Origin of the sequence: Anaerostipes sp. (assembly GCF_018381315.1) — a bacterium.
Lineage (GTDB): Bacteria > Bacillota > Clostridia > Lachnospirales > Lachnospiraceae > Anaerostipes.
The window spans coordinates 59,006-85,288 of the sequence record NZ_JAGZSD010000008.1 but is presented as its reverse complement, the minus strand read 5'-3'; the positions used below and the strand labels follow the sequence as shown (position 1 = coordinate 85,288).

The 26,283-nt window shown below is 43.5% G+C and carries 28 protein-coding genes; 20 read left to right on the top strand and 8 right to left on the bottom strand.

Features of this window, described 5'->3' with window-relative positions:
- Positions 1–520: 520 nt before the first annotated feature.
- Both KH180_RS08425 and KH180_RS08420 read right to left on the bottom strand, forming a co-directional pair.
- The gene (locus KH180_RS08425) at positions 521–1,531 is read right to left on the bottom strand and encodes an Ig-like domain-containing protein (RefSeq protein WP_290759126.1); all 1,011 of its coding nucleotides are present in this window, start codon (positions 1,529–1,531) and stop codon (positions 521–523) included.
- A gap of 102 nt (positions 1,532–1,633) precedes the next feature.
- On the bottom strand, positions 1,634–2,233 hold the full coding sequence (locus tag KH180_RS08420) for an Ig-like domain-containing protein (RefSeq protein ID WP_290759123.1): 600 nt from the start codon (positions 2,231–2,233) through the stop codon (positions 1,634–1,636).
- A 294-nt stretch (positions 2,234–2,527) separates the two neighbouring features.
- Here KH180_RS08420 and KH180_RS08415 point away from each other — a divergent pair, with 294 nt between their 5' ends.
- From KH180_RS08415 to KH180_RS08405, 3 genes are read left to right on the top strand one after another with little or no spacing between them, the layout of a single operon-like run.
- Positions 2,528–2,839 (top strand): hypothetical protein, encoded by a 312-nt coding sequence (locus tag KH180_RS08415; protein ID WP_290759120.1) that lies wholly within the window; start codon positions 2,528–2,530, stop codon positions 2,837–2,839.
- A gap of 39 nt (positions 2,840–2,878) precedes the next feature.
- Complete coding sequence (locus KH180_RS08410; RefSeq protein WP_290759118.1) at positions 2,879–3,364, top strand: RNA polymerase sigma factor; 486 nt, start codon at positions 2,879–2,881, stop codon at positions 3,362–3,364.
- The gene (locus tag KH180_RS08405; protein ID WP_290759116.1) at positions 3,345–4,100 is read left to right on the top strand and encodes an anti-sigma-I factor RsgI family protein; all 756 of its coding nucleotides are present in this window, start codon (positions 3,345–3,347) and stop codon (positions 4,098–4,100) included. The genes KH180_RS08410 and KH180_RS08405 overlap by 20 nt, the downstream gene beginning before the upstream one ends.
- A gap of 5 nt (positions 4,101–4,105) precedes the next feature.
- Here the strand turns inward: KH180_RS08405 and KH180_RS08400 are convergent, their stop codons facing one another.
- The 5 genes from KH180_RS08400 to KH180_RS08380 all read right to left on the bottom strand — a co-directional run bounded on the left by KH180_RS08400 (position 4,106) and on the right by KH180_RS08380 (position 8,168).
- Positions 4,106–5,005 carry a sensor histidine kinase gene (locus KH180_RS08400; RefSeq protein ID WP_290759114.1) on the bottom strand — a complete coding sequence of 300 codons (900 nt, stop codon included), beginning with the start codon at positions 5,003–5,005 and terminating at the stop codon, positions 4,106–4,108.
- Between the two features lie 16 nt (positions 5,006–5,021).
- Positions 5,022–5,759 carry an ABC transporter permease gene (locus KH180_RS08395; RefSeq protein ID WP_290759111.1) on the bottom strand — a complete coding sequence of 246 codons (738 nt, stop codon included), beginning with the start codon at positions 5,757–5,759 and terminating at the stop codon, positions 5,022–5,024.
- A gap of 10 nt (positions 5,760–5,769) precedes the next feature.
- The gene (locus tag KH180_RS08390; RefSeq protein WP_290759109.1) at positions 5,770–6,474 is read right to left on the bottom strand and encodes an ABC transporter permease; all 705 of its coding nucleotides are present in this window, start codon (positions 6,472–6,474) and stop codon (positions 5,770–5,772) included.
- Positions 6,471–7,388, bottom strand: coding sequence for an ATP-binding cassette domain-containing protein (locus KH180_RS08385; RefSeq protein ID WP_290759106.1), 918 nt, complete (start codon positions 7,386–7,388; stop codon positions 6,471–6,473). The genes KH180_RS08390 and KH180_RS08385 overlap by 4 nt, the downstream gene beginning before the upstream one ends.
- Positions 7,389–7,487: 99 nt before the next feature.
- Positions 7,488–8,168: a response regulator transcription factor gene (locus tag KH180_RS08380; protein WP_290759103.1), complete on the bottom strand. Its 681-nt coding sequence runs from the start codon at positions 8,166–8,168 to the stop codon at positions 7,488–7,490.
- A gap of 216 nt (positions 8,169–8,384) precedes the next feature.
- Here KH180_RS08380 and KH180_RS08375 point away from each other — a divergent pair, with 216 nt between their 5' ends.
- The 14 genes from KH180_RS08375 (at position 8,385) to KH180_RS08310 (ending at position 20,255) form a co-directional block, all read left to right on the top strand.
- A complete protein-coding gene (locus KH180_RS08375) occupies positions 8,385–10,184 on the top strand; it encodes a DUF885 domain-containing protein (RefSeq protein WP_290759100.1) in 1,800 nt (599 codons plus the stop codon).
- Between the two features lie 25 nt (positions 10,185–10,209).
- A complete protein-coding gene (gene rimM / locus KH180_RS08370) occupies positions 10,210–10,722 on the top strand; it encodes a ribosome maturation factor RimM (RefSeq protein ID WP_290759098.1) in 513 nt (170 codons plus the stop codon).
- Positions 10,715–11,398, top strand: coding sequence for a tRNA (guanosine(37)-N1)-methyltransferase TrmD (gene trmD / locus KH180_RS08365; protein ID WP_290759095.1), 684 nt, complete (start codon positions 10,715–10,717; stop codon positions 11,396–11,398). Before rimM ends, trmD begins: the two co-directional genes overlap by 8 nt.
- A 118-nt stretch (positions 11,399–11,516) precedes the next feature.
- On the top strand, positions 11,517–11,858 hold the full coding sequence (gene rplS / locus KH180_RS08360; protein WP_137328309.1) for a 50S ribosomal protein L19: 342 nt from the start codon (positions 11,517–11,519) through the stop codon (positions 11,856–11,858).
- Positions 11,859–12,094: 236 nt separating this feature from the next.
- Positions 12,095–12,646: a signal peptidase I gene (gene lepB / locus KH180_RS08355; protein WP_290759090.1), complete on the top strand. Its 552-nt coding sequence runs from the start codon at positions 12,095–12,097 to the stop codon at positions 12,644–12,646.
- A 13-nt stretch (positions 12,647–12,659) separates the two neighbouring features.
- Positions 12,660–13,514, top strand: a complete 855-nt coding sequence (gene ylqF / locus KH180_RS08350) for a ribosome biogenesis GTPase YlqF (RefSeq protein WP_290759087.1) — start codon at positions 12,660–12,662, stop codon at positions 13,512–13,514.
- A gap of 8 nt (positions 13,515–13,522) precedes the next feature.
- Entirely contained in the window at positions 13,523–14,077 is a 555-nt protein-coding gene (gene lepB, locus KH180_RS08345; protein ID WP_290759084.1) for a signal peptidase I, read from the top strand.
- 11 nt (positions 14,078–14,088) lie between these two features.
- Complete coding sequence (locus KH180_RS08340) at positions 14,089–14,736, top strand: ribonuclease HII (protein WP_290759082.1); 648 nt, start codon at positions 14,089–14,091, stop codon at positions 14,734–14,736.
- The gene (locus tag KH180_RS08335) at positions 14,733–15,074 is read left to right on the top strand and encodes a YraN family protein (RefSeq protein WP_290759079.1); all 342 of its coding nucleotides are present in this window, start codon (positions 14,733–14,735) and stop codon (positions 15,072–15,074) included. Before KH180_RS08340 ends, KH180_RS08335 begins: the two co-directional genes overlap by 4 nt.
- Positions 15,064–15,882 carry a peptidoglycan editing factor PgeF gene (gene pgeF, locus KH180_RS08330; protein ID WP_290759077.1) on the top strand — a complete coding sequence of 273 codons (819 nt, stop codon included), beginning with the start codon at positions 15,064–15,066 and terminating at the stop codon, positions 15,880–15,882. The genes KH180_RS08335 and pgeF overlap by 11 nt, the downstream gene beginning before the upstream one ends.
- A gap of 115 nt (positions 15,883–15,997) precedes the next feature.
- Complete coding sequence (der, locus tag KH180_RS08325) at positions 15,998–17,320, top strand: ribosome biogenesis GTPase Der (RefSeq protein ID WP_290759074.1); 1,323 nt, start codon at positions 15,998–16,000, stop codon at positions 17,318–17,320.
- Positions 17,320–17,946, top strand: a complete 627-nt coding sequence (gene plsY / locus KH180_RS08320) for a glycerol-3-phosphate 1-O-acyltransferase PlsY (RefSeq protein WP_290759071.1) — start codon at positions 17,320–17,322, stop codon at positions 17,944–17,946. Before der ends, plsY begins: the two co-directional genes overlap by 1 nt.
- Before the next feature lie 9 nt (positions 17,947–17,955).
- Positions 17,956–18,972, top strand: coding sequence for an NAD(P)H-dependent glycerol-3-phosphate dehydrogenase (locus KH180_RS08315; RefSeq protein ID WP_290759068.1), 1,017 nt, complete (start codon positions 17,956–17,958; stop codon positions 18,970–18,972).
- 14 nt (positions 18,973–18,986) lie between these two features.
- Positions 18,987–20,255, top strand: a complete 1,269-nt coding sequence (locus tag KH180_RS08310; RefSeq protein ID WP_290759065.1) for an aminotransferase class I/II-fold pyridoxal phosphate-dependent enzyme — start codon at positions 18,987–18,989, stop codon at positions 20,253–20,255.
- 130 nt (positions 20,256–20,385) lie between these two features.
- Here the strand turns inward: KH180_RS08310 and KH180_RS08305 are convergent, their stop codons facing one another.
- Complete coding sequence (locus tag KH180_RS08305; RefSeq protein ID WP_290759063.1) at positions 20,386–21,750, bottom strand: MATE family efflux transporter; 1,365 nt, start codon at positions 21,748–21,750, stop codon at positions 20,386–20,388.
- A gap of 362 nt (positions 21,751–22,112) precedes the next feature.
- On the opposite strand from KH180_RS08305, the gene KH180_RS08300 reads away from it, so the two are divergent.
- The 3 genes from KH180_RS08300 to KH180_RS08290 are packed head-to-tail and all read left to right on the top strand — an operon-like array spanning position 22,113 to position 26,257.
- On the top strand, positions 22,113–22,583 hold the full coding sequence (locus tag KH180_RS08300; RefSeq protein WP_290759061.1) for a PTS sugar transporter subunit IIA: 471 nt from the start codon (positions 22,113–22,115) through the stop codon (positions 22,581–22,583).
- A gap of 13 nt (positions 22,584–22,596) precedes the next feature.
- On the top strand, positions 22,597–23,985 hold the full coding sequence (gene melB / locus KH180_RS08295) for a melibiose:sodium transporter MelB (RefSeq protein ID WP_290759058.1): 1,389 nt from the start codon (positions 22,597–22,599) through the stop codon (positions 23,983–23,985).
- 16 nt (positions 23,986–24,001) lie between these two features.
- A complete protein-coding gene (locus KH180_RS08290) occupies positions 24,002–26,257 on the top strand; it encodes an alpha-galactosidase (RefSeq protein ID WP_290759054.1) in 2,256 nt (751 codons plus the stop codon).
- Positions 26,258–26,283: the final 26 nt, after the last annotated feature.

Sequence of the window (26,283 nt, the reverse complement as noted above, 5' to 3'; positions counted from 1 at the left end):
TCATTATCATCCTATATAAATTTTCGATGTTTTTTTGACTGGCGATATGGACATAATAGCTCTTTTGAATTTATAATCTCACGGGCACACTGTCTGCAAGTTTTTATACTATAAACAAACTTGTCTCCTTTTTTTAATTGTCGGTATATCGACCAGTCTACATAATCAATATGGAAAGCACTCCTTTTATACCATTCTTGATAGTCTTGCAAGATTACCTCTGATGCCTACAGGCTTGTATCAATTACCATTGCCACATCAGCAGCATTCTGGCATTTATTTTTATAAAAGGTCTTTAGTTATACAAAAATAAATAGTGCTATGAAAAAGTACTTAAAGACCAAGAATGGCTTAGATATACGGAGTTTGAATAAACCGCATAAATAAGCCATTCTTGAAAAATTGTCTTTTTCGGGTTCGATTCTCGCCTAGTCCATCGTAAGGAGCGCATATTTACGTGCTCTTTTTGTTTTATTTATTCTTATCCTGCCCGGTATCAGCCGGGCGGATTTGTTTTATCTTAGAAAGTATATTTTACCCAATATTCACCGAAGGAATTTGTTTGAATGGTGTTGCTGAAGGAGGTCATTCCATTTGGAACATACAGAGCCATGTGCATTTTGCTGCTTGCCCCTGAATATAACATTAAAGAGGCGTTGTCCTGTGATTCATGTGGTCCGTTTAAATAGCACGCTTCTATTCGATTAATCTTCTGTGTACAAGAACCATTATATAAATCATAAGAATTTATAATATCCAAACCCTTAAGCGGGTATTTAGAATATCCGCTTATTGCTTTGACATCATATTCAAACAAAACCAATGTAGTTCCGGGATTTTCAGCATAATCCTCCTCTTCGTATTCTCCCCATTCACCCATAGAAATCAATTGGGATACTGCAGATGTGCCTCTGTATGTTTTTGTAAGTTTAAAATACATAGTCCCATTTAAAGCTTTAACGGTAACGCCATTTCTTGGATTTGCAGGGTTAGTCCTCGTACCTAACTGATTGTAAACGGATATTATGCAATAATATGATTTATCAGAGATTTTTACTGTGATCTTTGCAGTTCCCTGTTTCTTTGCGGTAACAACTCCTTTGCTTGACACAGCAGCTACAGAGTTATTGCTTGTATAAAATTTCTTTGATCTAGAACAGCCATTCAGCTTGAGCGTATACTTGCTGCCTGCCGCTATGCTTTTCTTTGTTGCAGATAAACTCGGAGTCTCTACTTTTACCTTGCATTTGTATTTTTTCTTCCCTATTTTTGCTGTGATAGTAGCAGATCCGCGTTTCTTACCAGTTACTTTGCCCTTTTTAGAGACGGTAGCAACAGATTTTTTACTGCTTGACCATTTAGCCTTTTTCTTTGTGCCCTTTACTTTTAATGTGTAAGTTTTTCCTTTTGTAATAGTAATGGATTTTTTGTTCAGTTTGATTGATGCAGCCTCTGCATTATTTGATGGTGTTACTGCTAAAACAAGAATAATCATTACTATAATAGACAATAATTTTTTACAATTTTTCATGTGGTTCTCCTTATAGTGGAATGTGTATATAGTTACTTCTTTTTTAGAATTCTAATGCAGCCAAGTATAAAAAATTATGAATTTTTCCTATTCTTTCCGCTCTTAGTAGCAAACTTTACAAGGTCTGCTTTTAGGACAAGAAGATAAGGAGCCAGAGTATATTGTCCGAGACCGGCTGAGTGTAGGACAATTTACAGTTCTGTGGTATACAGAGCCTCCTGGAGTCCAATATACAGTTCCTACAACCTTTTTCTTTGAAGCTTTCTTTTTGCGGGAAACTTTAATCTTACATGTGGCTTTCTTGCCGGATTTCATGGTAACTGTGATTTTCGCAGTTCCTTTACTTTTTGCCTTTACTTTTCCTTTTTTTGAAACAGTAGCAACTTTTTTATTGCTGGATTTCCATTTCTTTACGGAGTCACCCTTTGCATATTTAATTTTCAGTTTGTAAGTTTTTGATACTTTTAATTTGACTGTTTTCTTTGTGAATTTTACATAAGGTTTTAATTTCGCAGTTTTCTTTGACTGTGCTGCATCACATATAAAACACTCGCGCTCTTGCAGCCCTGTTTTATGGATAGTTGGTTTTTTTACGGCATACCAGTCACTCCACTCATGGCGGCATGGCTCATCAGCAGGCACTGTCATGGCCGGGACTGCCATGGCAATGACTAAAAATAAACAAAACAGCTTTTTCTTCATACAATAATCTCCTTTTTGTTAAATTTAAAGTTACATCCCTCTTGAGTATACAAATGATACCAATATATATAAATATAACACAAATGATGACAAATGGAGTAAAATATATGTAGATTTTCTGGATAAAATGGATTTATAAAGAGGCAGTAACTATCTGTGTATATATCATTTACTAGGATGCGTGGATTGTCTGAAAGAAATGAAAAAATTTGAAAGGCTGTGAAAGGATTCTCCCTGATGAATCGTATTAATAATAGAACGTTAAAACATTGAAAGAAAGAGAAGGTGGATCAAATGAAAGTTTCAGCAGCAATCATCACAACAGGAATTTTGTTTTTAGGCGGAGTTTCTTCCTTTCCCGGAAACAGCGCACAGAAAAATATGTCACTCAGGAAACCTGCAGTGCAGACAGTTTGTTCTGTAAAATCATGCAAAAAAACAAAGGCTCATAAGCATCATGCAAAAACAAAACATCATAAAAAAACAAAACACTACAACTGCGGCGTATCTAAGTGTACAATAAAGAAGAAGCATACTCATAAACGCCATTATACACATCACAGAAACAGCCACAGCAGCAGTCATCATGGGAAACACCATTCATAAGACAAAAAGCTTGCAACAGTTATGCCTGGGAGGGCAAAAATGAGAAGTGAAGCAGATCTGACCCGTACAATAGAAATATATTCTGATATGCTCAGAAAGATATGTTTTATGCATCTGAAAAACTACAGCGATGTGGAGGATGTATTTCAGGATGTATTTTTAAAATACATGCAGAGCGACATCAGCTTTGAAAGCGAGGAGCATAAAAAGGCCTGGCTCATTCGGGTTACTGTGAACAGATGCAAGGATGTGCTGAAGAATTTTTTCAGAAGAAATGCGGTATCCATAGATTCTGCAAGTACGGAGCCGGTTTTCTTAAATGAAAGAGATCTGGATGTTTTCGATGCAGTAGCAAAGCTGCCGACTAAATTTAAAAATGTAGTGTATCTATTTTATTATGAAGAATATACGGTGCCGGAAATCGCACGGATTCTTCATAAAAAAGAAAACACGATTTATACCTGGCTTGGAAGAGCAAGAAATAAGCTTAAGGAAAATTTAGGAGGTGACTTTTTTGAAGAATGATATAAGCAGGTCTTTTGAAAAAATCAAGGCGGAAGAGGAGTTAAAGGAAAAAACAAGAGAAGCGGTATTAAACAGGTTAAACGAAAGGCCAAAGCCGAAACGGAGACTTCAAAGATTTTCTGTTGTATTTGCAGCCGCAGCATTCCTGCTTTTTTTCGGAATCGGGTCGTATCAAATATATTTTTCTGAGAGCAGTTATATAGATCTGGATGTGAATCCTTCTATTGAATTATCTGTCAACCGTTTTGAGCGGGTAATCGGGGCGTCTGCTTATAATCAAGACGGCAGGGAAGTGCTCTCCGGGATGAATCTTAAGCATAAGAGCTACAAGGATGCAGTTTCTCTCCTTTTAAAGAAGATAAAGCAGAAAGGATATCTGAAGAGAAGCGGTATCATCTCTGTGACGGTCCAGGGAAGAAAGGATGCAAAATCTGCTGAGATTAAAGATCTGCAGACCGAGATCAGCCAATGCATCAGCGGGCATGAAAAGGAACATAAGATTGAAGTTTATGCTGTGTCGAAAGCGGTGAAGAAAAAGTCTCACTACTGGAATGTATCGCCGGCTAAGTATCTTGCAATTAAGCAGCTTCAAAAGGTAGATCAGTCAGCAACTGTGGAGACGTGCAGGGATCATTCCATCAGTGAAATAAAAGACTATACAAAGAAATGTGAGGAAGAACACGGAGAGGATCAGCAGCAGGGCCATCACAGCCATGGAAACCATCACGGCCATTAGTGCTTTTATTGTGTCTTAAAGGTCACAGTAAGGCACAGAAAAGTTCCGCACATGGAAGCACAGACGGAACCGTGCATCTTTTCGGTAAGAATTTTTACCACAGAAAGGCCGAGTCCGGTACTTTCTGTACTGCGTGAAGGATCTCCGGTATAGAACCGTTCAAACAGCCTGTTTACGTCCAGCAGTTCAGGATTACGGACAGGATTTGATATCTGGAAGACAGCTTGGCTGTCCGGCAGCACAGAGAGACGGATGTCTATAGTACCTGTCGTATAATGGACTGCGTTCGTTATCAGATTGAGAAGGATACGGTCCAGCATATTGGGATCTGCCAGTACAAATACAGAGACATCGGGCATCGTGATCTGCGGATGGATATGTTTGTGTTCAAATAAAGGAGCATTTTCTGCCATAAAATCAAAGAAAAAATTAGAAAAGCTGATCTTTTCCAGCTGAGGTTTGAGCTGTTCTGACTCCATCAGTGACAGATCATAAAATGTGTTGATGAGATCCTTTAGGCGGTAAGATTTTTGAAGAGAAGTCTCAATCTGCGCCAGCTGATCCGGGAGAAGGGGAGTACCCATCAGCATTTGGAGATGACCGATGATGACGGTCAGTGGAGTACGCAGGTCATGGGAGATGCCGGATATAGATTCTTTCAGCTGTTCTTCATGGCGCAGTGTCTTTGCTACGGCACTTCGCTGGACAGCAAAAACAGCATTGATCTGTCCGGCCAGCAGTTCTAAGTCGGAGTCAATAAAGGAGATGTCCAGCATTTTTTCAGATTCACAGGAGATCACCTGCTTTATTTGGCGGGAGATATTGTGAATCTGTTTTTTTAATGTCATATACTTTATAAACAGAATAATGGCCAGGATGGCAAGAAACAACACAGCAATGTTCATAAAAAATCCTTTCCGTCTAAGTCAGGTCGCAGCGGCAAAAGATACTCCAGGAAGCAGCGAGCAGTACGGTGTTCCATAACAGAGCGACTGCCAGGCTTTCTATAGAAAATATCCCGCTGTTGGTTACCACTTCCCGGATCTGATAGGACGGAAGAAAACGGATGGGAAGCTTCAGCATCATGCCATATCCGAGATACAGGCTGGAGACAAAAGTGATGAGGGCGGCAGCGGAGAGTGCTTTGGCCATATTTTGAAGAACAAAACAGCACAGTATCGGGATGAGCAAAATGCAGCTGTTAAGCAGGAAGGAATGAAAGGCTGCTTTTGCAAAGGCATAGAAAAAGGTTCCTGCGTCCGGGAGACCGAAGCGCGGTATTTCTCTGATGCATCCGGCAGCAGGGTAGATCAGCGCCAGAAGATTGAATGCAGTGAGGTAAACAGCTGTTTTGCTCAGGAACACGCTGAGCCTTGAGTGGCCCGCACTGATATCCTGATGAATTGTCCGGAAAGAAAACTCCTGACCAAGAATCAGTGCCAGAATGCAGGAAATGATCACAAGCAAAAAAGTACTGTCGTAGACCATGCCATTCAGAATATCGGTGAGTGAATGCGCAGTGTCTCCTTTCGGACCGAACAATTCTGACAGATAAGTGTCGGCAGTCACAAAGCCCAATAAAAAAACAGCAAATGCACTCAGCCAATAAGTTCTGTTGTGAAATAGATGGAAACGTTCCATTTTTATAAGATTGTTCATAATATTCACCTCAATTCAAATCTGCACGGGAAAAATCCCGGTATGCCCAGGTGTAACAGACAATAAGCCAGATACAGTCTGCCAAAAAGGCTGATACATATAAGTTTGAAAGCTGGCCAAGGGACAGCAGGCGGAGCTGGCCCATCGGAAAACAAACTGCCATGAGCCGGTAGTGCCGGCCGTTTAGGAGAAAAAGCATGATGAAGTAAAGCATCAGCGGCACGGTCAATGTCTTTCCTATATCTTTAAAAAGAAATGCACAAAGGAAAGGGAGCAGACCCATCATGCAGATGATGATAAATGCCAGGACCAGCTTTGTGAGAATCGGGATGATACCGTTGTCTGATATGCCGTACAGTATGAACCCGGTGGCTGTGTGAAACAGAAGAGGAGCAAACAGGATGGCGGCACAGCCTGTAAGATGGACGATGCTTTTAGCTGCAAGGATGCTTCCTCTCTTGTGACCGGCAGAAATGTAGATTTGTATGGTGCGGAGATCAAAATCTTTTCCGATAAACAAGGCTCCGAAGATCATGATCAATACATAGAGAAGAGGCAGTATGTAAAGTGCATGATCGAAAAACGCGGAGCTGTCTGACGGAACAGATCCGTCAAGCATGAGGATGCTGCTTAATAAAAAAGAAAATATGGCCAGGCCCCAAAAACTTTTTTGTGTTCCTAATTTATAGAATTCGGATTTTAACAGCTGCTTCATGAACCGGCACCTACCTTTCTTAAGAAGTAGTCTTCTAAGGTATCACCGGACATGTTCAGGCCGGTCACAAGGATACCGGACTCTGACAGAAGCTCAGCCACTGTTTCTATGTCATCCAAATGTTCATACAGGCGGATGGTGCCGTCCGGCATCAGGCGAAGCTGTTCTGTATGAAGTTTTTCTTCCAGGGAAAGGAGCGCTTTTTGGGGAGATGTGGTTTTAATGGCTATGTGTCTTTTGCACTGTTCGTTTAACTCACTGTCTGAAATCTCTTCAATGATGCGTCCTTTATGAAGCAGTATAAATTGTGAAGCTGTCTGGTAAAGCTCTTCTAAAATGTGGCTGGATACCAGGATGGTCATTCCGTATTCTTTATTTAAGCGCCTGAGAAGACTTCGGATCTCAACGATTCCGGCAGGATCCAGCCCGTTGACAGGCTCATCCAGAATTAAAAATTCGGGAGTATTTAAAAGTGCAAGGGCGATTCCCAGACGCTGGCGCATTCCAAGAGAAAAGTTTTTCACCGGCTTTTTTTCAGTGTTTTCCAAGCCCGCCATGCGCAGGCACTCTGTAATGACAGATTTGCCGGGAATACCCCGGGAAAGGCGCTGGACCTCCATATTTTGACGGGCAGTCAGGTTGGGATACAAAGCCGGAGTTTCAATCATACATCCCATCCTTTTCCGCTGTTCCTGCAGGCCGGCACTGCTTTGCTCTCCCCAGAGGGAAAGTGTGCCTTCGGAGGCAAAGGACAGACCGGCTGCGATGCGCAGAAATGTGGTTTTGCCTGCTCCGTTTTGGCCGATGAATCCATAGATCTTTCCTTTTTGAATGGTTAGGTCCACATGGTCCAGTACCAGTGAATGCTTAAAATATTTTGTAAGGCCGTGTGCCTCTAATACTGAAGAAATCATATGCTGTGCTCCTTTCTTTGTTCAGTACCAGTATAAGCCTCAATATTAAAGAATTTCTTAAATAGGAGCCCGAAATTATAAAAGAAACCTAAAGGACCATCAGCTTTTATGCAGACGGTATCCGATCCCCCATACGGTATCTATGTATTCCTGATTGGAAGAGGCGGCTCTCAGTTTGTTTCTTAAATTGCTGATATGAACATTTAAGGTATTATCTTCGCTTGAATAGTCGCTGTTCCAGACACTTTCAAACAGGTTTGACTTTGAAAATATCTTTTCCGGATGTCTCATCAGCAGTTCCAGAATCTGATACTCCTTGGAAGTCAGCAAAAGTTCCTGGTCTCTGATATATACGGTGTGGGCTGACGGATCAAGTGTCAGTTCCTGAAATTTAAGTGTACAGTCCGGTGCCGCCCGGAGGTTTGCCCTGCGCAGATTGCACTCGATTCTTGCCAGAGTTTCCTCTAAGTCAAAAGGTTTTGTTATATAATCATCGGCGCCAAGGCGGAGAAGATCAATTTTGTTTTGAGTGGTTCCCTTTGCGGAGATAACGATCACCGGGATATTGGAGCAGGAACGTATTTGGGCGAGGATCTGGTCACCGCTTTTATAAGGAAGCATAAGATCCAGCAGAATCAGATCAGCTGAACAGTCCTGCAGAGTTTCTGAGATCCGGCGTCCTTCGTGTTTACAGATTGTTTCATATCCATATTCACCTAAAAAATCAGACAGAAGATGACAGATTTCCTTATCATCTTCGATGATTAATATTTTTGGCATGTACGCCACCTTACCCTTTCTGTAAAATTGATTAGAGTATAACACAGGTATATGGTTTTCACCAGTTCTCCGGTTCCGCCGTTATTGATGAGGGAAGAGAAACAACAGCAGAACATTGGAAGGGAAATGTACGGTCCTGGATTTTTAGGTTGCATATCTTACGCTGTTTCTTTAAAATGTTGATTAAGAAGCCATTACCCGGGAGGATAAATAAAAATGATAAAAAGAAAAAAACAACTTGTCTCTCTGCTGCTTTCTCTGCTGCTGGCGGTTTCGCTGGCCGGGTGCAGCACTCCGTCCCGTGAGGGCACTGCAGATCAGGGGAGCAGTAAGGCTGCTGCAGAACAGCAGGCAAAGACCGGCAGACAAAAAGAGTTCGACAAGTTTTTAAGCCGGCAGGTAAAGGAGAGTCTTTCAGAAAATACGCTGAATCTCCATTATCAGCTGAAAGATCCGGAAAAATACGGGATCAGACAGAAGAAGGTTTCCATTGGGCATATCGTCCCGGGAACTGATGAAAAAGCGCTGGAGGAAAATAAAAAGACAGCCAAAGAGCTTGCCGGATTTGACAGAAGCAGCCTGACGAAGGAACAAAAGCGGACATATGATATATTAAAAGACTATCTGGACATGCTGATAGAGGAGCAAAAGTATCCTCTGTATTCAAATATCATCGGAGATGTATCCGGGATCCAGTCCAATCTTCCTGTGACATTTGCGGAATATCAGTTTTACAGAAAGAAGGATGCAGACGATTATCTGGAGCTGTTAAGCCAGCTTAAGGGCTATCTTGCAGAGGCAGGAGACTATCTGAAGGCACAGTCAGAAGCCGGCCTGTACGTGACTGACAAAACAGCAGACAATGCCGCAAAACAGATTGATGATTTTTTAAAGGAGAGCGGGTCAAAGAATATCCTGAGTGCAACCTTTAAAGAACGTATCAATTCACTTTCGGGGCTGAGCAATAAGCAGAAGTCTGATTATATCAAGCGGAATAAAAAACTGCTTTCAGGTTCTGTATATCCCGGATTCCGGGAGTTCAAAAAGACAATACTGTCTTTAAAGGGTACCGGAAAGAACAGCGGAGGAGTATGCAGGCTTAAAAATGGAAAGGATTATTATCAGCTGGTATTAAGACAGCAGACAGGGACAGATAAGACGATCAATGAACTGGGATTAAAAGTGACGCAGCGTCTTCAGAGCTGTATGAGACAGATGATGCAGCTGATGGAGAGTGATAAAAGCCTTCAGAAAAAGTTTTACAGCTTTGATCCGGTAATGACAAATCCTAAAAAGATACTAGAAGACCTGGAAAAACAGGCGAAAAAGGATTATCCTCCGCTCAAAAAAGTCAATTATAAGATCAAGTATGTGCCGGAAGCTTTGGAGGACACACTGAGTCCGGCCTTCTATATGATTCCTCCAATGGATGATGAGTCAGAAAACACAATTTATATCAACAAAGGATCCACAGATAAAAATGGCCTTTATACTACTCTAGCCCATGAAGGTTATCCGGGTCATCTCTATGAAAACAATTATTTTCTCGGTACAGATCCGGATGACATCCGGCTGATTATGGATTTTCCCGGGTATTCCGAAGGCTGGGCTTCCTATGTGGAGATGCATGCATACGATTATGTTCCCTATGATAAATCTGTCGGAAAGTTACTGCGTGTAAATACGGAAATGAATATGTGCCTGGGAAGCGTGATGGATATTAAAGTCAATTACAGCGGCTGGAGTTTAAGCAAAGCAAAAGAGTTTTTAAAAAATATAGGATACAGTACATCTGACGCAGAAAGGCTTTATCGGCTTGTGACAGCAGAACCCGGCTATTATCTTAAGTATTATGCGGGAGCTTTGGAATTTCAGGAACTGCGGAGCAGGGCATCCAAAGAGCTTGGAAAGAAGTTTGAAGCAAAAGAGTTCCACCGGGCGGTCCTTGAAAACGGCCCGAGTAATTTTGCAGCAGTGAGAAAAGCCGTAGAGGCCTATATAAAAGAGAATAAGTAAAAAGCAGGAAGGAAGTTTATATTATATGGAAGATATATTACAGGTGGGGGCCATCGCCTCAACCCACGGTGTGCGGGGAGAAGTAAAGATCTATCCGATGACGGACGATGTGGAGCGGTTCAGAGATCTGAAAGAGGTTCTGCTGGATACAGGAAAGGAAATGCGGTTGCTGCATGTGCAGTCCTGTAAATTTTTTAAGAACCAGCCGATTCTGAAATTCAAAGAGTTTGATGATATTAATGATATTGAACAGTATAAGCGCTGCGGACTGTTTGTTACAAGGGAGAATGCAGTGAAGCTTGAGGAGAATGAGTTTTTCATCGCCGATATTCTGGGATTTGATGTTTACAGGGAAACGGGAGAAAAATTAGGCATATTGCATGATGTGCTTCAGACCGGAGCCAATGATGTTTATGTGGTAAAAATGGAAGGCGGAAAAGAAGTACTCCTCCCTGCCATCAAGGACTGTGTCAAAAAGGTGTCCCTGGAAGAGAAAAGGATTGATGTATTTGTAATGAAAGGATTGTTAGATGAATAAGTTTCATGTTTTGACCTTGTTTCCGGAGATGATAGAAAGCGGATGCAATACAAGTATTCTCGGAAGGGCTAAAGATGCGGGGCATATCAGTGTGGAAGCTGTCAACATCCGTGACTTTACAAGGGACAAGCATAAAAAAGTAGACGATTACCCATATGGGGGTGGTGCCGGGATGGTGATGCAGGCAGAACCAATATACCTGGCATATCAGCATATTGAAAAAAAGATGGAGAAGAAACCAAGAGTAATCTATGTCACTCCCCAGGGAAAGGTTTTTCATCAGGAGATGGCCAAGGAACTTGCGAAAGAAGAGGAGATTGTTTTCCTGTGCGGGCATTATGAGGGCGTGGACGAAAGGGTTCTGGAAGAAATCGTGACAGATTATGTGTCCATCGGGGACTATGTTCTGACGGGAGGAGAGCTTCCGGCCATGGTAATGATTGATGCGGTTTCCAGGCTGGTTCCGGGAGTACTGAATAACGGCGAGTCAGCGGAGTATGAGTCTTTTGAAAACGGAATGCTGGAATACCCGCAGTATACAAGGCCGCCGGAATTTTTAGGAAGAAAAGTGCCGGAGGTGCTGCTGTCAGGCCATCACGGCAGGATTGAGGAATGGCGAAAAGAGCAGTCTTATATAAGAACGAAGGAGAGAAGGCCGGATCTGCTCGAGAAATAATAAAAATTCCTTGCAAAAGAAATATTGATATGCTATTATATAGCAGTTGTTATAAATAGGATGGTCCTCTGTTACGCAAGGTATTAAGAACATCTAAAATGATTTAAGGAGGAACAACATGAACGATATTATTAAAAGTATTGAAGATGCACAGTTAAAAGAAGTTGCAGATTTCAGAACAGGTGACACTGTAAAAGTATACGGAAAAGTAAAAGAAGGAAACCGTGAGAGAATCCAGGTATTCGAAGGAACTGTTATCAAAAGACAGAACGGCGGAGCCCGCGAAACATTTACTGTCCGCAAGAATTCCAGCGGTATCGGCGTAGAGAAAACCTGGCCTGTACATTCTCCGATCATCGAAAAGATCGAAGTAGTGCGCAAAGGTAAGGTTAGACGTGCGAAATTATACTACTTACGTGACCGTGTAGGTAAAGCTGCGAAAGTTAAAGAAAGAGTATAGTCTGTCCGATTCAGGAAAAGACAAACAGGGACGAGCCGGAGCTTGTCCCTATTTTATTCTGCGGGGAATTCCTATGACATTTTGACCAGTTCGAATGCAAGGCCTCGCGAACTGGTCAAAATGGATGTAATGTCTGCTGGAGAGTGGTCAAGCCCTTCCAAAAAGAGTGAGGGGCCCAGGAGATAAGGTGGGCTTTCCCACTTTGATCTTATTATTTTAGAAAGGATGTGAGGTCGGTGAGTGGTTATACAGTAACTTATCAGATGAGAAAGAAAAAAAGGCAGAGACGGGATAAAATTGCAGCCTATCTTTTGGCTTTTGCGGCAGTTGTTTTTATAGCATTCTTAATTGTCAGGTTTCTCTGTGCCGGTTATACGATACAGGGTGATTCTATGCTTCCCACATATCAAAGCGGAGAAAAAAGGCTGGTCAACCGTCTGATTTATAAAGTGAAAAGTCCTTCCCGATATGATATAATATTGTTCAAATCGGAAGATGAAACCAATCAGCAGTATTATGTAAAAAGAGTCATCGGGCTTCCGGGCGAGACAGTAAAGATTAAAAACGGAGATGTTTATGTAGACGGAAGAAAAGCCAAAAGCTTTGGAACTGAAAAGATCCTGTCTCCGGGACTGGCAGCTGACGGTGTGAAACTTTCAAAGAATCATTATTTTGTTATAGGAGATAATTACAATAACAGCGAAGATTCCAGAAGTGCTGTTGTAGGGAATGTAAATAAGGCACAGATTATAGGAAAGGTCGGCATAAAGTATTGGCCGTTTGGATAAAGAAGGAGGACATATGCAGTTTCAATGGTACCCAGGTCACATGACCAAGGCAAAGAGAATGATGCAGGAAAATATCAAGCTGATTGATATTGTGATCGAATTGGTAGATGCAAGAATTCCATTCGGCAGCAGAAATCCTGATATTGACCAGCTGGCCCAGAACAAATCCAGGCTGATACTGCTGAACAAGACAGACCTTGCAGACAGCAGAAAGACAGAACTTTGGGAGAAGTATTTTAAAGACAAAGGTTTTTTTGTAGGGAAGGTGAATTCCCAGAAGGGGACAGGCGTCAAGGCAGTTCAGGGCATAGTTATGGAAGCCTGCAGGGAAAAGATCGAAAGAGACAGGAAAAGAGGCATTAAGAACCGCCCGATCCGTGCGATGATTGCAGGGATTCCTAATGTTGGAAAGTCTACCTTTATCAACAGCCTGGTAGGAAAAGCCTGCACCAAGACAGGAAATAAGCCGGGGGTGACCAAAGGAAAACAGTGGATTAAGCTGAATAAGAATATTGAGCTTTTGGACACACCGGGAATTTTGTGGCCAAAGTTTGAAGATCAGACAGTAGGCCTTCATCTGGCTCTGATCGGTTCTATTAAGGATGAGATCTTAAACAGGGAAGAGATGGCCATGGAGCTGATTCCTTTTCTGGTAAAAGAATATCCCGGAATTTTGGCCGGCCGGTATCAGGCAGACGAAGGAAGCAATACATTAAAGATATTAGAGCAGATAGCAGCAAACCGTAACTGCAAAGAAAAAGGAAATCAGCTGGACTATGAAAAAGCTGCACATATTCTGCTGGAGGAGTACAGGAATGGAAAGCTTGGAAAAATCACGCTGGAAGTTCCCGCTGACTATGAGGAGTAATCAATCACATGCTGTTTCGAATAAGGCGCAGAGCGCACCGTTTTTATTCTGAATTATTTTTCTGGTTATCAACTGTGGTAATCGCAGTTATTGTCTCTTTTTTTGTGATCAGCTTCGTGGGAGAGAGGACCGGAGTCTCCGGATATTCCATGGAACCTACACTGGAGGACAAAGACAGCGTATTGGTGGATAAGCTTACGTACCGTTTCCGGGATCCGCGGCGTTTTGAGGTTGTGGTATTTCCCAACCCCGCCGACAGGAAGGAAAAGCTTGTTAAAAGAGTGGTTGGCTTGCCCGGGGAGACAGTGGAGATTCGGGGTGAGACCGTTTATATTAACGGACAGGAAATCTCCTATGATTATTCCAAAGACCATATGACCCTTCCTATCAATGTAGAAGGGAGTGTCACATTAAAAGCTGATGAATATTTTGTTTTAGGAGACAACAGGAACAACAGCATGGACAGCAGAGACATACGTGTGGGGCCCATATACAGGAAAGAGATCAAAGGAAGAGTCATCTTCCGTCTGTTTCCGGTAAGTCATGCAGGCAGGATCCGTTAGAAGAGGTACTTATGACAAAACAGGAAGAAAAACGCTTGGAAAAATTAAACACAGAGAAGGAACGAATGTATGAGATGTTCTCCTATGAGAGGGAATACGCAGATTATTCTCATATATGCGGGATTGACGAAGTAGGCCGGGGGCCGTTTGCCGGGCCGGTGGTGGCCGCAGCGGTGATTCTTCCGAGGGACTGTGATATTTTATATTTAAATGATTCAAAAAAAGTTTCTCCGAAAAAAAGAGAAGCTTTGTATGATGAGATATACGAAAAGGCTGTGGCAGTGGGCATTGGGATGGCCTCAGAAAAAGCCATTGATGAGATCAATATTCTGAATGCCACCTATGAGGCTATGAGGATGGCGGTTTCAAAGCTTTCTGTGGCTCCGGATCTTTTGCTGAATGATGCAGTGACTATTCCCGGGATTGATGCAGAACAGGTACCGATTATCAAGGGAGACGCCAAGAGTGCTTCTATTGCTGCGGCAAGTATTGTGGCAAAGGTAACCAGAGACCGGATGATGGAAGAATATGATCAGATTTACCCCCAATATCAGTTTGCAAAAAATAAAGGCTACGGGACAAAGGCACACATTGAAGCGATTAAGGAATCCGGCATCTGTCCTCTTCACCGTAAGACATTTGTAAGGAAGTACATATGAGAAATCAGAGAAAAACCGGGATGGAGAAGGAAGAGACTGCGTGCCGGTTTTTGGTGTCCCAGGGATATGAGATTCTGGAGCGGAACTTCTATTCCAGACGCGGGGAGATTGACATTGTTGCCCGGGACGGAGAATATCTTGTGTTTATTGAAGTGAAATATCGGAAAAACGCAGAATACGGATATCCGTCTGAAGCGGTTAATGCAAAGAAACAGCAGAGAATCCGCAGAACTGCAGAGTATTATCTATACTCCCGCAGTCTGTTCCCGGTACCGGCCAGGTTTGATGTGGTAGAAATATTAGGAAAGAAGATCAGGGTGATAAAAAATGCATTTTAAAAAATCAAACGAAAATCATTCTACAAAACTGCATGAAGGAAATGTTCCGTACCTGACATTCAGAAAGCTGGATCAGGCAGGAGTTGTCCACGGCTTTTCGACAAGAGCGGGAGGCGTCAGTGAAGGGATGTTTTCATCCATGAATTTAAGTTATACAAGGGGAGACGATAAGAAAGCAGTAGATGAAAACTTTCGGAGGATCGGAGAAGCTGTCGGTTTTGACCACACAAAGCTTGTGTTTTCAAATCAGGTTCATGGGACGCAGATAAAAAGAGTCGGGGAGAGTGACTGCGGAAAGATCATGACAGATATGGACGGATTAGTGACGAATGTACCGGGAGTTCCTTTGTATACCGGATATGCGGACTGTGTACCTTTATTTTTCTATGATCCGGTGAAAAAGGTGGCGGCGCTGGCTCATTCCGGATGGAAAGGAACGGTCGGAAGAATCGGTGCCAAAATGGTGAAAAATATGGAGGACGGATACGGATGCTGTCCGGAACATATTGTAGCTGCTGTGGGACCTTCTATCTGCAGGAAATGTTATGAGGTCAGCGGCGATGTGGCAGAACAGTTTATAAAAGAATTTTCCGGGCATCCGAGAGAAGAGTTCCTGGATGAAAAGGGAAACGGAAAGTATCAGCTGGATCTGTGGAAAGCAAATGAAATTATTTTAACGGAAGCAGGAATCCTGCCGGAGCATTTGGATCTTACGGATTTGTGTACCTGCTGCAACAGTGATTATTTATTTTCACACCGGGCAACCAGGGGCAGGCGCGGAAATTTAGGGGCATTCATTGTCCTATGAATATGATATAATGGACACATAGTCCGGATTATATGATCTTTACAAGTGGGAAAGATTATTTTATAATCAAACGGAAGTTTTAGGAAGAAAGATTCCATACAGAGAGGAAATAAACATGAGTAAACCGATAGTAGCAATTGTGGGAAGGCCGAACGTGGGGAAATCCACGCTGTTTAACGCACTTGCGGGAGAGAATATTTCGATTGTCAAAGATACCCCCGGAGTGACCAGAGACAGGATATATGCGGACATTACCTGGCTGAATTATAATTTTACACTGATTGACACAGGAGGAATCGAACCGGATTCAGGAGACGTTATCCTTTCCAGGATGCGGGAGCAGGCACAGATCGCCATAGAGACAGCCGATGTTATCATCTTCCTGGTGGACGTAAGACAGGGATTGGTGGATGCCGATTTTCAGGTTGCGGACATGCTGAGACGTTCACAAAAGCCGGTTGTCCTGGCAGTCAACAAGGTGGACAACTATGATAAGTTTTTGGCGGATACCTACGAATTTTACAATTTGGGACTGGGTGATCCCCATCCGGTTTCTGCAAACTCTAAGCTGGGATTCGGTGATCTGCTGGATGTAGTAGTTGAGCACTGCGATCCGGAGGCTCTGGAGGAAGAGGAAGATGAACGGCCGAAGATTGCCATCATCGGAAAACCGAATGCGGGCAAATCTTCTATTATCAACAAGATGCTTGGCGAGGAAAGGGTCATAGTTTCTGACGTCGCAGGAACCACAAGAGATGCCATTGATACAGTCATTGAAAAGAACGGCAAAGAATATGTGTTCATTGATACGGCAGGACTCCGAAGAAAGAACAAGATCAAGGAAGAACTGGAGCGCTACAGTGTGATCCGTACAGTATCTGCCGTGGAGAGGTGTGATGTGGCAGTTCTGGTTATTGATGCCACAGAAGGCATCACGGAACAGGATGCAAAGATCGCAGGGATTGCCCATGAGCGCGGCAAAGGGATGATTATTGCGGTGAATAAATGGGATCTTGTGGAGAAGGATGACAAGACGATCTACAAGTTTACCAACAAAATCCGTGAAGTTTTAGCTTACATGTCCTATGCAGAACTGGTTTTTATTTCTGCAAAGACCGGACAGCGTTTTCCTAAAATCTTTGATACACTTGACGCGGTTATCGAAAACCATGCTATGCGGGTGCAGACCGGAGTGCTGAACGAGATTCTGGCTGAGGCAGTGGCGATGAAACAGCCGCCGTCAGATAAAGGAAAGAGACTGAAGCTTTACTATATGACACAGGTATCAGTAAAACCGCCGACATTTGTTGTATTTATCAATGACAGGCAGCTGATGCATTTTTCATATACCAGATATATTGAAAATCAGATTCGGAATACCTTTGGATTCCGGGGAACCCCGATTCACATCATTGCTCGGGAAAGGAAGGAGAAGTAATGGTCCTTTGTGTTTTTCTCTGCCTGGCGATGGGATATCTGCTGGGCTGCATTCAGACAGGATACATCATTGGAAAGATCAATCACATTGATATAAGGAATTACGGAAGCGGAAATTCAGGAACTACCAATACACTCCGGACTTTGGGAAAGACAGCGGCACTGCTGACTTTCCTGGGAGACTCCCTGAAGGGGCTTATCGCAGTCAACGCTGCGAGATACATACTGATTCCACAATTCGGCGGCATGGCCCATGAGGCTACGCTCTGGCTGGTGACCGGTTTTGCAGTGGTCATCGGGCATAATTTTCCTTTTTACCTGCACTTTAAGGGCGGAAAGGGAATCGCTACTACAGGAGGAGTGATCTTTGCATTTGACTGGAGGCTGGGACTCCTTTGTCTGCTGATCTTCTCTGTAGTAACGGGAATCAGCAGATATGTATCACTGGGCTCCATTTGTATGGTGCTGGTGATTCCTTTTATATTATATTTCAGCAGCCCGGATGACTGGCAGCTGGTGGCAGTGGGATGTGTATTCACCGCAATGGCAGTCTGGCGGCATAGGGCAAACATTGACCGGCTGATTCACGGAACGGAAAACAAGCTTGGACAGAAGGTAAAACGTTAGGAGGAAACTATGAAGAAGGTAAGCGTAATCGGTGCAGGAAGCTGGGGAAGTGCTTTGGCTGTTCTGCTGGCGAACAATGGGCATGAAGTGACACTGTGGTCTCATGACCCTAAGGAAATTGACATGCTTATGAAGGAAAGAGAGCAGAAAGACAAACTTCCTGGAGTGAAGCTTCCTGAAAATGTGAAGGTGAGCGGTGATCTCGAGGAAACCCTCACCGGCAGAGATGTTATTGTTATGGCTGTACCGTCTCCGGTAGTCCGTTCTATGGCAGGGCGGATGGCTCCTTTTATAAAAGAAGGACAGGTCATTGTCAATGTGGCAAAGGGTATTGAGGATGAGACCTTTAAAACGCTGACGGAGATTATTGAGGAGGAGATTCCGGGCGCTGTTGTCTGTGTGCTTTCGGGACCAAGCCATGCAGAGGAAGTGGGAAGAAAGCTTCCTACCACCTGTGTTGTCGGCGCCAAGAAGGAAAGTGTAGCTGTTATGCTGCAGGATCTGTTCATGAATGAAGTATTCCGTGTTTATACAAGCCCGGATATTATGGGAATTGAACTTGGAGGAGCGTTAAAGAACGTCATCGCTCTCGCGGCCGGCGTCACAGACGGTTTGGGATACGGCGACAATACAAAAGCTGCATTGATGACCAGAGGAATCGCAGAGCTTACCAGGCTCGGAGCAGCCCTTGGAGGAAAGATTGAGACATTTACAGGACTGACCGGCATCGGTGACCTGATCGTTACCTGTACCAGTGTCCACAGCCGAAACAGGAAAGCCGGGCTTTTGATGGGTCAGGGATATTCCCCGAAAGAAGCTATGGACGAAGTCAAGATGGTGGTAGAGGGTGTATATTCGGCGAAGGCTGCCCTTGGGCTTGCAAGACGGAATCATGTAAATGTTCCGATCATCGAGGAAGTCAACAAAGTGCTCTTTGAGGAGAAGGACCCGAAAGAGGCAGTGGCAGATCTGCTGCTCAGGGAACGCAAGAAAGAACATACAAATCTGAAATGGGAAGAAGAATAAGAAAGGACAAAGCTATGGCAGAATTCGCGGAAATGTCAAAGGAAGAATTGGAACAGGCAAAGGAAGCAGCAGACAGGGAGTATGAGGAACTGAAAAGCAGGAACTTAAGTCTTGATATGTCAAGAGGAAAGCCTGCACCGTCCCAGATTGACCATGCCAACGGCATGCTGAAAGAGATGACGGATTATCATACCAAGGCAGGGATGGATGTCAGAAACTATGGCGTCTTAGACGGGATTCCGGAAATGAAGGAACTTTTCAGTGAACTTCTTGATATTAAAGCTGAGAATCTGATCGTCGGGGGAAATGCCAGCCTTAACTTAATGTTTGACGCAATGATGCGTCTGTTTGTATTTGGCACTATGGGAGAAAAACCATGGGGACAGCTGGACAAAGTAAAGTTCCTCTGTCCGAGTCCCGGATATGACCGTCATTTTACGATCTGTGAGACACTGGGTGTAGAAATGATCCCGGTTCCTATGACAAAAGAAGGCCCGGATATGGACATAGTAGAAGAACTTGCCGGAAATGATGAGTCCATAAAGGGAATCTGGTGTGTTCCGAAGTATTCCAATCCCCAGGGTATCTGTTACAGTGACAAGACAGTAGACCGACTGGCTTCCATGAAGACTGCCGCGAAAGACTTCAGGATATTTTGGGACAATGCCTATGGTGTGCATCCTGTCTTTGAAGACGTAAAAGTAAAGAACATTTTAGATGCATGCCGGGAGGCAGGCACTGAGAACCGCCCATATTATTTCTTCTCTACATCAAAGATCACCTTCCCGGGAGCTGGTGTCAGCCTGATCGCTTCCAGTGATGACAACATCAGGGAAATCAAAAAAGTAATGGGTGCCCAGACCATCGGTTATGACAAGGTAAACCAGCTGCGTCATGTACAGTTCTTTAAAAATGCAGAAGGACTGAGAGCACATATGCAGGTTCTGGCCGGCTGTATGAAGCCGAAGTTTGAGACCGTTCTTAAGTATCTCAGCAGAGAGCTTGCAGGAACCGGACTTGCATCATGGGAGGAGCCGAAGGGAGGATACTTTGTGTCAGTGGATGTATATCCAGGCTGTGCAAAGGAAGTGGTCCGCCTGGCAAAAGAAGCAGGCGTTGTACTTACCGGAGCCGGAGCTACCTATCCGTACAAAAAGGATCCTAAGGACAGCAACTTAAGGATTGCTCCTACATATCCTGCAGTGGAAGAATTAGAACAGGCAATGGAATTATTCTGTGTCTGTGTAAAAAAGGCGGGAATTCAGAAACTGCTGGAACAATAAATATGAAACATAAATTCAGAAAGGCTTTACCTGAGACGGTAAAGCCTTTTTTTGCTGTATAGAAAATTCCTTCAGAATCCCCTGTGCAGTAAAAAGCACTCCGTACAGGATGCACGCAAAGTGAAAAAATTCATACGTCTGCCGGCGGTTTCAATTTTCTGAAGACGGTGAGCAGCATGGTGGCATAGCAGGCCGCTCCTCCGATAAAGTTGGAAATTGGTTCTGCTATAAAAACGCCGTTGACCCCCAGACCGAACAGCATTGGCAGGCAGACGGTCAGAGGCAGAACGATCACTACTTTTCGGAAAATAGAAAAGAAAATGGCCTGTTTGGACTTGTTCAGTGCAATGTACGTGGATTGGCCTGAAAACTGAAGAGACATCATAAAAATCCCGAAGAAGTAGAGCTTCAGGGCCGGAACTCCTTTTGCGATAATTTCCGGACTGCTGTTGAATATATGGATAAAAAAGTGCGGTGCCAGAAGCAGAATTCCCCAAACAAAAAAGGTGTAGCCTATACAGGCAAGTGTCATAAAACGGATGGCCTGCTTGACTCTGGTGTACTGTTCAGCACCGTAATTATAACCAAGTACCGGCTGTGCACCGTTGGTAATGCCGGTTACCGGCATGGTAATAACTTCCCGGATGGAGTTTAAGATGGTCATGACTGTCACGTAGAGATCTCCGCCGTAGATCTGCAGTGTAGCATTACAGGCAATCTGGACAATGCTGTTGGTGATGGACATGGTAAATCCGGACAGGCCCAGAGCAGCGATCTGTTTTACAAGCGGCAGCTTCAGTTTGAAATTTTCAATCTTCAGTTTTAAAATGGTCTTTTTGCCGGAAAGGAACAGAAGGACCCAGACTGAAGAAATAAACTGGGAGAGAATGGTTGCCAGAGCTGCGCCCCTGACACCAAGGTGCAGGACAAAAATAAAAATGGGATCTAAAACGATATTCAGAACCGCGCCGATTAAAACCGTCAGCATGCCTGTTCTTGCAAAACCCTGTGAGTTGATAAAGCTGTTCATTCCAAGACCGATCATTACAAATACAGAACCCAGCAGGTAGATTGTAATATAGCTGTCCGCATATGGGAACGTGGCATGGCTGGCTCCAAACGCATAAATAACAGGCTTTTTAAAAATAAGAATTACAGATGTAAGAAGAAGGCCCAGGACGATTAGGAGGAAAAATGAATTCCCCATAATCTCCTCAGCTTTTTTTTGATTTCCTTTTCCACGCTCTATAGAACACAGAGGGGCGCCGCCCATACCGATTAGATTGGCAAAAGCCATAATGATTGTGATGATGGGGAAGGTAATTCCCACACCACCCAGGGCAAGCGCTGCATCTGTCCCCATCCTTCCGATGTAGATGCGGTCAACAATACTGTACAGAACATTGATAAGCTGAGCCAAAGTCATAGGTACAGCCAGGTTTATAATATTTCTCGTTACACTTCCTTTTGTAAAATCATTTGTCTTATTTTCCATATAAAATGCGCCTCTGTTCCTAAAAATCATTCTCTTTTCAGTATATCGTATCCTTCAAAGTGCGTCTACCCGGAAGCACTTTGAAGGATGCAGTTGAGCGGATTAACAAATATATAACATTTGGATATATTTACACAAAGTTTGGACTTATGAAAAAAGATCAAGAATATTGATAAATTTGCTTTGATGTATATAAAAATGTATAAAATAGGCCTTGTTAAAGAGAAAGTTTTGTTAAAAACAACATATAACTAACATTTGGACATATTATGCACACAAAACCATCTGGAAAAAGTATATCCGGATGTTATAATTTAATCAACATCGATGGAAGAAAAAAGAAATATTCAGGAGGTAAGAAAATGGCATTATTTTCAAAAGGAAAAGAAGTGTTCGGATGTCCGATGGACGGTGAAGTGAGGCCCTTGGAAGAGACGCCGGACAAGGCATTTGCCGAAGGGCTTCTGGGAGACGGGGCTGTTATTTTTCCATCAGGTGATAAAGTATTTGCACCGTCCGATGCAAAAATAAACTTTACATTTCCCACACGTCATGCGATCGGTCTGGAAACAAAGTCAGGGCATGAATATCTGATTCATGTGGGAATCGATACAAATCAGCTCAAAGGCGAAGGCTTTCATATATATGTAGAACCTGGAGACTTTGTAAACAAAGGACAGCTTTTGCTGGAATTTGACCGCAGTCTTTTAAAAAAGAAAAAACTTTCGGAGGCAACACCGATTGTATTTGCTGACGTGGAAAAGGACAACATTGAGGTGCTGAAGGCGGGAAAAGTAAAAGCCAACGAAGATTTATTGATCGTAAAAAAATAGGAGGATGGATAGTATGAAGCTGTCAGCGCGAGAAAAATATAGCTACGGAATTGGAGCATTGGGAAAGGATATGATCTGCGGAGTAATCTTTACTTATGCAATGGTATACTTTACGGATGTATTGAAAGTATCGGCGGCATTTGTGGGAGGCCTGTTCTTTTTTGCAAAGTTCTGGGATGCTGTTAATGACTTGGGCATGGGTATGGTCGTTGACAATACAAAGACCAGATGGGGAAAATTCAGGCCATGGCTGGCTGTGGGAACTTTGGTGAATGCAGCTGTGTTTGCCTGTCTGTTTACAAATTGGGGGCTTTCGGGGACTGCCCTGTATGTGTTTGCAGCCGTCATGTATATTCTGTGGGGCATGACATACACCATCATGGATATTCCCTATTGGTCCATGCTTCCCAATCTGACCAGTGATAAATCAGAGCGGGACCGGGTAGCTGTCATACCGAGAATCTTTGCATCCATCGGAGGATCCCTGATTGTCGGAGGATTTGGCCTTCAGATCATGGATTTCCTTGGAAAAGGGGATGCACAAAAAGGATATTCATACTTTGCATATATTATTACAGCAGTATTTGTTATCACCATAGCGGTCACAGTGTTTAATGTAAAGTCAGCCGATAATGTAAAGGCTGTAAAAGAAGAAAAGACATCCTTTAAAAAATTAATACATATTATTGCAAAAAATGACCAGCTGCTGGTTGCAATTGCTGTCATTCTCACATTTAATTTCGCTATGCAGGTTATGACCGGAGTGTCCCTCTATTACTTTTTATATGTAGCAGGAAGCAAAGCCATGTTTTCCATCTTTACGATGTTTGCAGGTATTGCCGAGATATCAGGGCTGTTTCTGTTTCCGTGGATCGCAAAGCATCTGCAGAGAAATCAGGTTTATCTATTGGCAAGCGTGATCCCTGCCATTGGGCTTGTAATTCTTCTGGCTGCCGGATTTCTGGCTCCGACCAATTTTGTGCTGACAGCCATTGCAGGGTTCGGCGTGAAATTCGGTTCCGGGCTTCAGCTTGGAATTGTGACGGTAGTGCTGGCTGATGTGGTAGACTATGGTGAGTATAAATTCGGGACGAGAAATGAATCTGTTACGTTTTCTATCCAGACCCTGCTTGTTAAATTTACATCTGCCATGGGAGCACTCCTTACCGGGATAGCGCTGAACGCTACAGGATATATTCCGAACGCAGTGCAGACGATGTCAACCCAAAACGGCATTCGTCTTGTGATGGTCGGTGTACCGATTCTTTTTGTGGCACTCAGCTATGTCATTTACAGGACAAAATTTAAGCTGCACGGAGCATACTATGAAAAAATCATGAATGTGCTGGCACTGAGAAAAGAAAAGCTTGACGAACGTCTGGCAGGCAATATATCATCTTAAAAACGGAGGAAAGATTATGTCAATTATTTTTCATGAAACTTCAGAGACATTTCATTTATACAATCAAAATATCAGCTATATTTTTAAAATACTGAGAAACAGGCAGCTGGGTCAGCTCTATTACGGAGCGGCAGTGAAGGACAGGGAGGAGTTTGATCATCTGTTTGAGGCCAGACAGCGGCCTATGGCTCCCTGTACTTTTGAAGGGGATCTGACATTTTCTATGGAACACATCAAACAGGAGTACCCATCGTATGGTTCAGGAGATATGCGTTATCCGGCCTATGAGGTTCTTCAGAAGAACGGCAGCAGAATTACAGATTTTACTTATGTGTCTCATACAATCACAGACGGAAAACCAAGTCTCAAAGGACTGCCGGCAACTTATGCAGAGGAGCCGGGCGAAGCCCAGACATTGGAGATCCTTCTGAGAGATGAACTGATCCGGACAGATCTGATACTTTCGTATACGATCTTTGAAGAGTATGGAGCCATCGCCCGCAGTGCACGCTTCATTCATCACGGAGAAGAGCCGGTCGTTATAAACCAGGCTATGAGTCTCTGTGTAGATCTGCCGGATTCAGATTATGAGATGATAGAACTGACAGGGGCATGGTCCAGAGAGCGGCATATCAAAGAACGCAGGCTTTGTCATGGGATTCAGTCTGTTTACAGTATGAGAGGCTGCAGTTCTAATAACTATAACCCGTTTATTGCCCTGAAGCGGGAATACACAACAGAGCACAGCGGTGAAGTTTACGGATTTTCCTTCGTGTACAGCGGAAATTTTCTGGCTCAGGTGGAAGTGGATACTTATGATGTCTCACGGGTTACTATGGGGATTAATCCAAACACCTTTTCATGGGAACTCCAGCCGGGGGAATCATTTCAGACACCTGAGGCAGTGACCGTTTACAGTGATCAGGGACTGAACGGCATGAGCCAGATTTATCATGATTTATATCAGAAACGCCTTGCAAGGGGTGTGTGGAGAGACAAGGTCCGGCCGATTCTTGTGAATAACTGGGAAGCAACCTATTTTGATTTTAATGAGGATAAAATTCTTTCTATTGCAGAGACAGCGAAAAGGCTTGGAATTGAACTCTTTGTCCTGGATGACGGATGGTTTGGAAAAAGGGATGATGACACAAGTTCTCTGGGAGACTGGTATCCGGATCTTAGGAAGCTTCCGGAAGGGATCAAAGGCATTGCAGAAAAGATTGAACAAATGGGATTGAAATTCGGTCTTTGGTTTGAGCCGGAGATGGTAAACAAGGACAGTGATCTGTACCGTACCCATCCGGACTGGATGTTTTCTGTCCCCGGACGAAACAGCTGCCACGGAAGGAATCAGTTTGTTCTGGACTTTTCCAGAAAAGAAGTGGTAGATTATATTTACGGACTTATGGAAAAGGTTCTGGAGGATGCCCCTGTGTCTTATGTAAAATGGGATATGAACCGCTGCATGTCAGAAGTGTATTCTGCAAAGGCAGATGCCAGTGACCAGGGGAAGGTTGCCCACAAATATATCTTGGGGGTATATGATCTGTATGACAGACTTACAAATAAGTTTCCTCATATTTTGTTTGAGTCCTGTGCCAGCGGAGGTGCAAGATTTGATCCCGGGATGATGTACTATGCGCCTCAGTGCTGGACCAGTGATGATACCGATGCGGTCGAGCGGATCAAAATCCAGTATGGCACAAGTATGGTTTATCCGGTCAGCAGTATGGGAGCCCATGTGTCTGCAGTGCCAAATCATCAGGTGCTCAGAAACACTCCGATTGAGACGAGAGCAAATGTTGCCTGCTTTGGGACCTTTGGATACGAATTAGACTTGAATAAGCTGACAGCAGAAGAACAGGAGAAGATCAAGGAACAGGTGGAATTTATGAAAACGTATCGGGAAGTTCTTCAATTCGGAACTTTCTACCGCCTGAAAAGTCCCTTTGAATGCAACACGAGCGCCTGGATGGTGGTCTCAAAAGACAAACGGACAGCCATAGTCGGATACTTCCGCACATTGGAACCGGTAAACTCCGGATATACAAGGCTTAGGCTGCGGGGACTTGATGAGGATTTATGTTACCATGTAACAATTAATGAAACCAGCCATTACGGCGATGAACTTATGAAAGCCGGATTGGTGACTTCGGATGCTTCCAGCGGTGAAAACCACGAGAAATTTAACGGAGCCAACGGAGATTACCAGTCTCGCCTATATATCTTAACGGCAGAAGACGAATTGCGAGCGCCTTCTGCACGTTCCTAAAAAGAAAAACTCTGCGCCTTTGGCGC

Excerpts from the sequence above, each read along its gene's own strand:
- KH180_RS08425 (WP_290759126.1), bottom strand. The coding sequence starts at position 1,531 with ATGAAAAATTGTAAAAAATTATTGTCTATTATAGTAATGATTATTCTT.
- KH180_RS08420 (WP_290759123.1), bottom strand. The coding sequence starts at position 2,233 with ATGAAGAAAAAGCTGTTTTGTTTATTTTTAGTCATTGCCATGGCAGTC.
- KH180_RS08415 (WP_290759120.1), top strand. The coding sequence starts at position 2,528 with ATGAAAGTTTCAGCAGCAATCATCACAACAGGAATTTTGTTTTTAGGC.
- KH180_RS08410 (WP_290759118.1), top strand. The coding sequence starts at position 2,879 with ATGAGAAGTGAAGCAGATCTGACCCGTACAATAGAAATATATTCTGAT.
- KH180_RS08400 (WP_290759114.1), bottom strand. The coding sequence starts at position 5,005 with ATGAACATTGCTGTGTTGTTTCTTGCCATCCTGGCCATTATTCTGTTT.
- KH180_RS08395 (WP_290759111.1), bottom strand. The coding sequence starts at position 5,759 with ATGAACAATCTTATAAAAATGGAACGTTTCCATCTATTTCACAACAGA.
- KH180_RS08390 (WP_290759109.1), bottom strand. The coding sequence starts at position 6,474 with ATGAAGCAGCTGTTAAAATCCGAATTCTATAAATTAGGAACACAAAAA.
- KH180_RS08385 (WP_290759106.1), bottom strand. The coding sequence starts at position 7,388 with ATGATTTCTTCAGTATTAGAGGCACACGGCCTTACAAAATATTTTAAG.
- KH180_RS08380 (WP_290759103.1), bottom strand. The coding sequence starts at position 8,168 with ATGCCAAAAATATTAATCATCGAAGATGATAAGGAAATCTGTCATCTT.
- KH180_RS08375 (WP_290759100.1), top strand. The coding sequence starts at position 8,385 with ATGATAAAAAGAAAAAAACAACTTGTCTCTCTGCTGCTTTCTCTGCTG.
- rimM (WP_290759098.1), top strand. The coding sequence starts at position 10,210 with ATGGAAGATATATTACAGGTGGGGGCCATCGCCTCAACCCACGGTGTG.
- trmD (WP_290759095.1), top strand. The coding sequence starts at position 10,715 with ATGAATAAGTTTCATGTTTTGACCTTGTTTCCGGAGATGATAGAAAGC.
- rplS (WP_137328309.1), top strand. The coding sequence starts at position 11,517 with ATGAACGATATTATTAAAAGTATTGAAGATGCACAGTTAAAAGAAGTT.
- ylqF (WP_290759087.1), top strand. The coding sequence starts at position 12,660 with ATGCAGTTTCAATGGTACCCAGGTCACATGACCAAGGCAAAGAGAATG.
- lepB (WP_290759084.1), top strand. The coding sequence starts at position 13,523 with ATGCTGTTTCGAATAAGGCGCAGAGCGCACCGTTTTTATTCTGAATTA.
- KH180_RS08340 (WP_290759082.1), top strand. The coding sequence starts at position 14,089 with ATGACAAAACAGGAAGAAAAACGCTTGGAAAAATTAAACACAGAGAAG.
- KH180_RS08335 (WP_290759079.1), top strand. The coding sequence starts at position 14,733 with ATGAGAAATCAGAGAAAAACCGGGATGGAGAAGGAAGAGACTGCGTGC.
- pgeF (WP_290759077.1), top strand. The coding sequence starts at position 15,064 with ATGCATTTTAAAAAATCAAACGAAAATCATTCTACAAAACTGCATGAA.
- der (WP_290759074.1), top strand. The coding sequence starts at position 15,998 with ATGAGTAAACCGATAGTAGCAATTGTGGGAAGGCCGAACGTGGGGAAA.
- plsY (WP_290759071.1), top strand. The coding sequence starts at position 17,320 with ATGGTCCTTTGTGTTTTTCTCTGCCTGGCGATGGGATATCTGCTGGGC.
- KH180_RS08315 (WP_290759068.1), top strand. The coding sequence starts at position 17,956 with ATGAAGAAGGTAAGCGTAATCGGTGCAGGAAGCTGGGGAAGTGCTTTG.
- KH180_RS08310 (WP_290759065.1), top strand. The coding sequence starts at position 18,987 with ATGGCAGAATTCGCGGAAATGTCAAAGGAAGAATTGGAACAGGCAAAG.
- KH180_RS08305 (WP_290759063.1), bottom strand. The coding sequence starts at position 21,750 with ATGGAAAATAAGACAAATGATTTTACAAAAGGAAGTGTAACGAGAAAT.
- KH180_RS08300 (WP_290759061.1), top strand. The coding sequence starts at position 22,113 with ATGGCATTATTTTCAAAAGGAAAAGAAGTGTTCGGATGTCCGATGGAC.
- melB (WP_290759058.1), top strand. The coding sequence starts at position 22,597 with ATGAAGCTGTCAGCGCGAGAAAAATATAGCTACGGAATTGGAGCATTG.
- KH180_RS08290 (WP_290759054.1), top strand. The coding sequence starts at position 24,002 with ATGTCAATTATTTTTCATGAAACTTCAGAGACATTTCATTTATACAAT.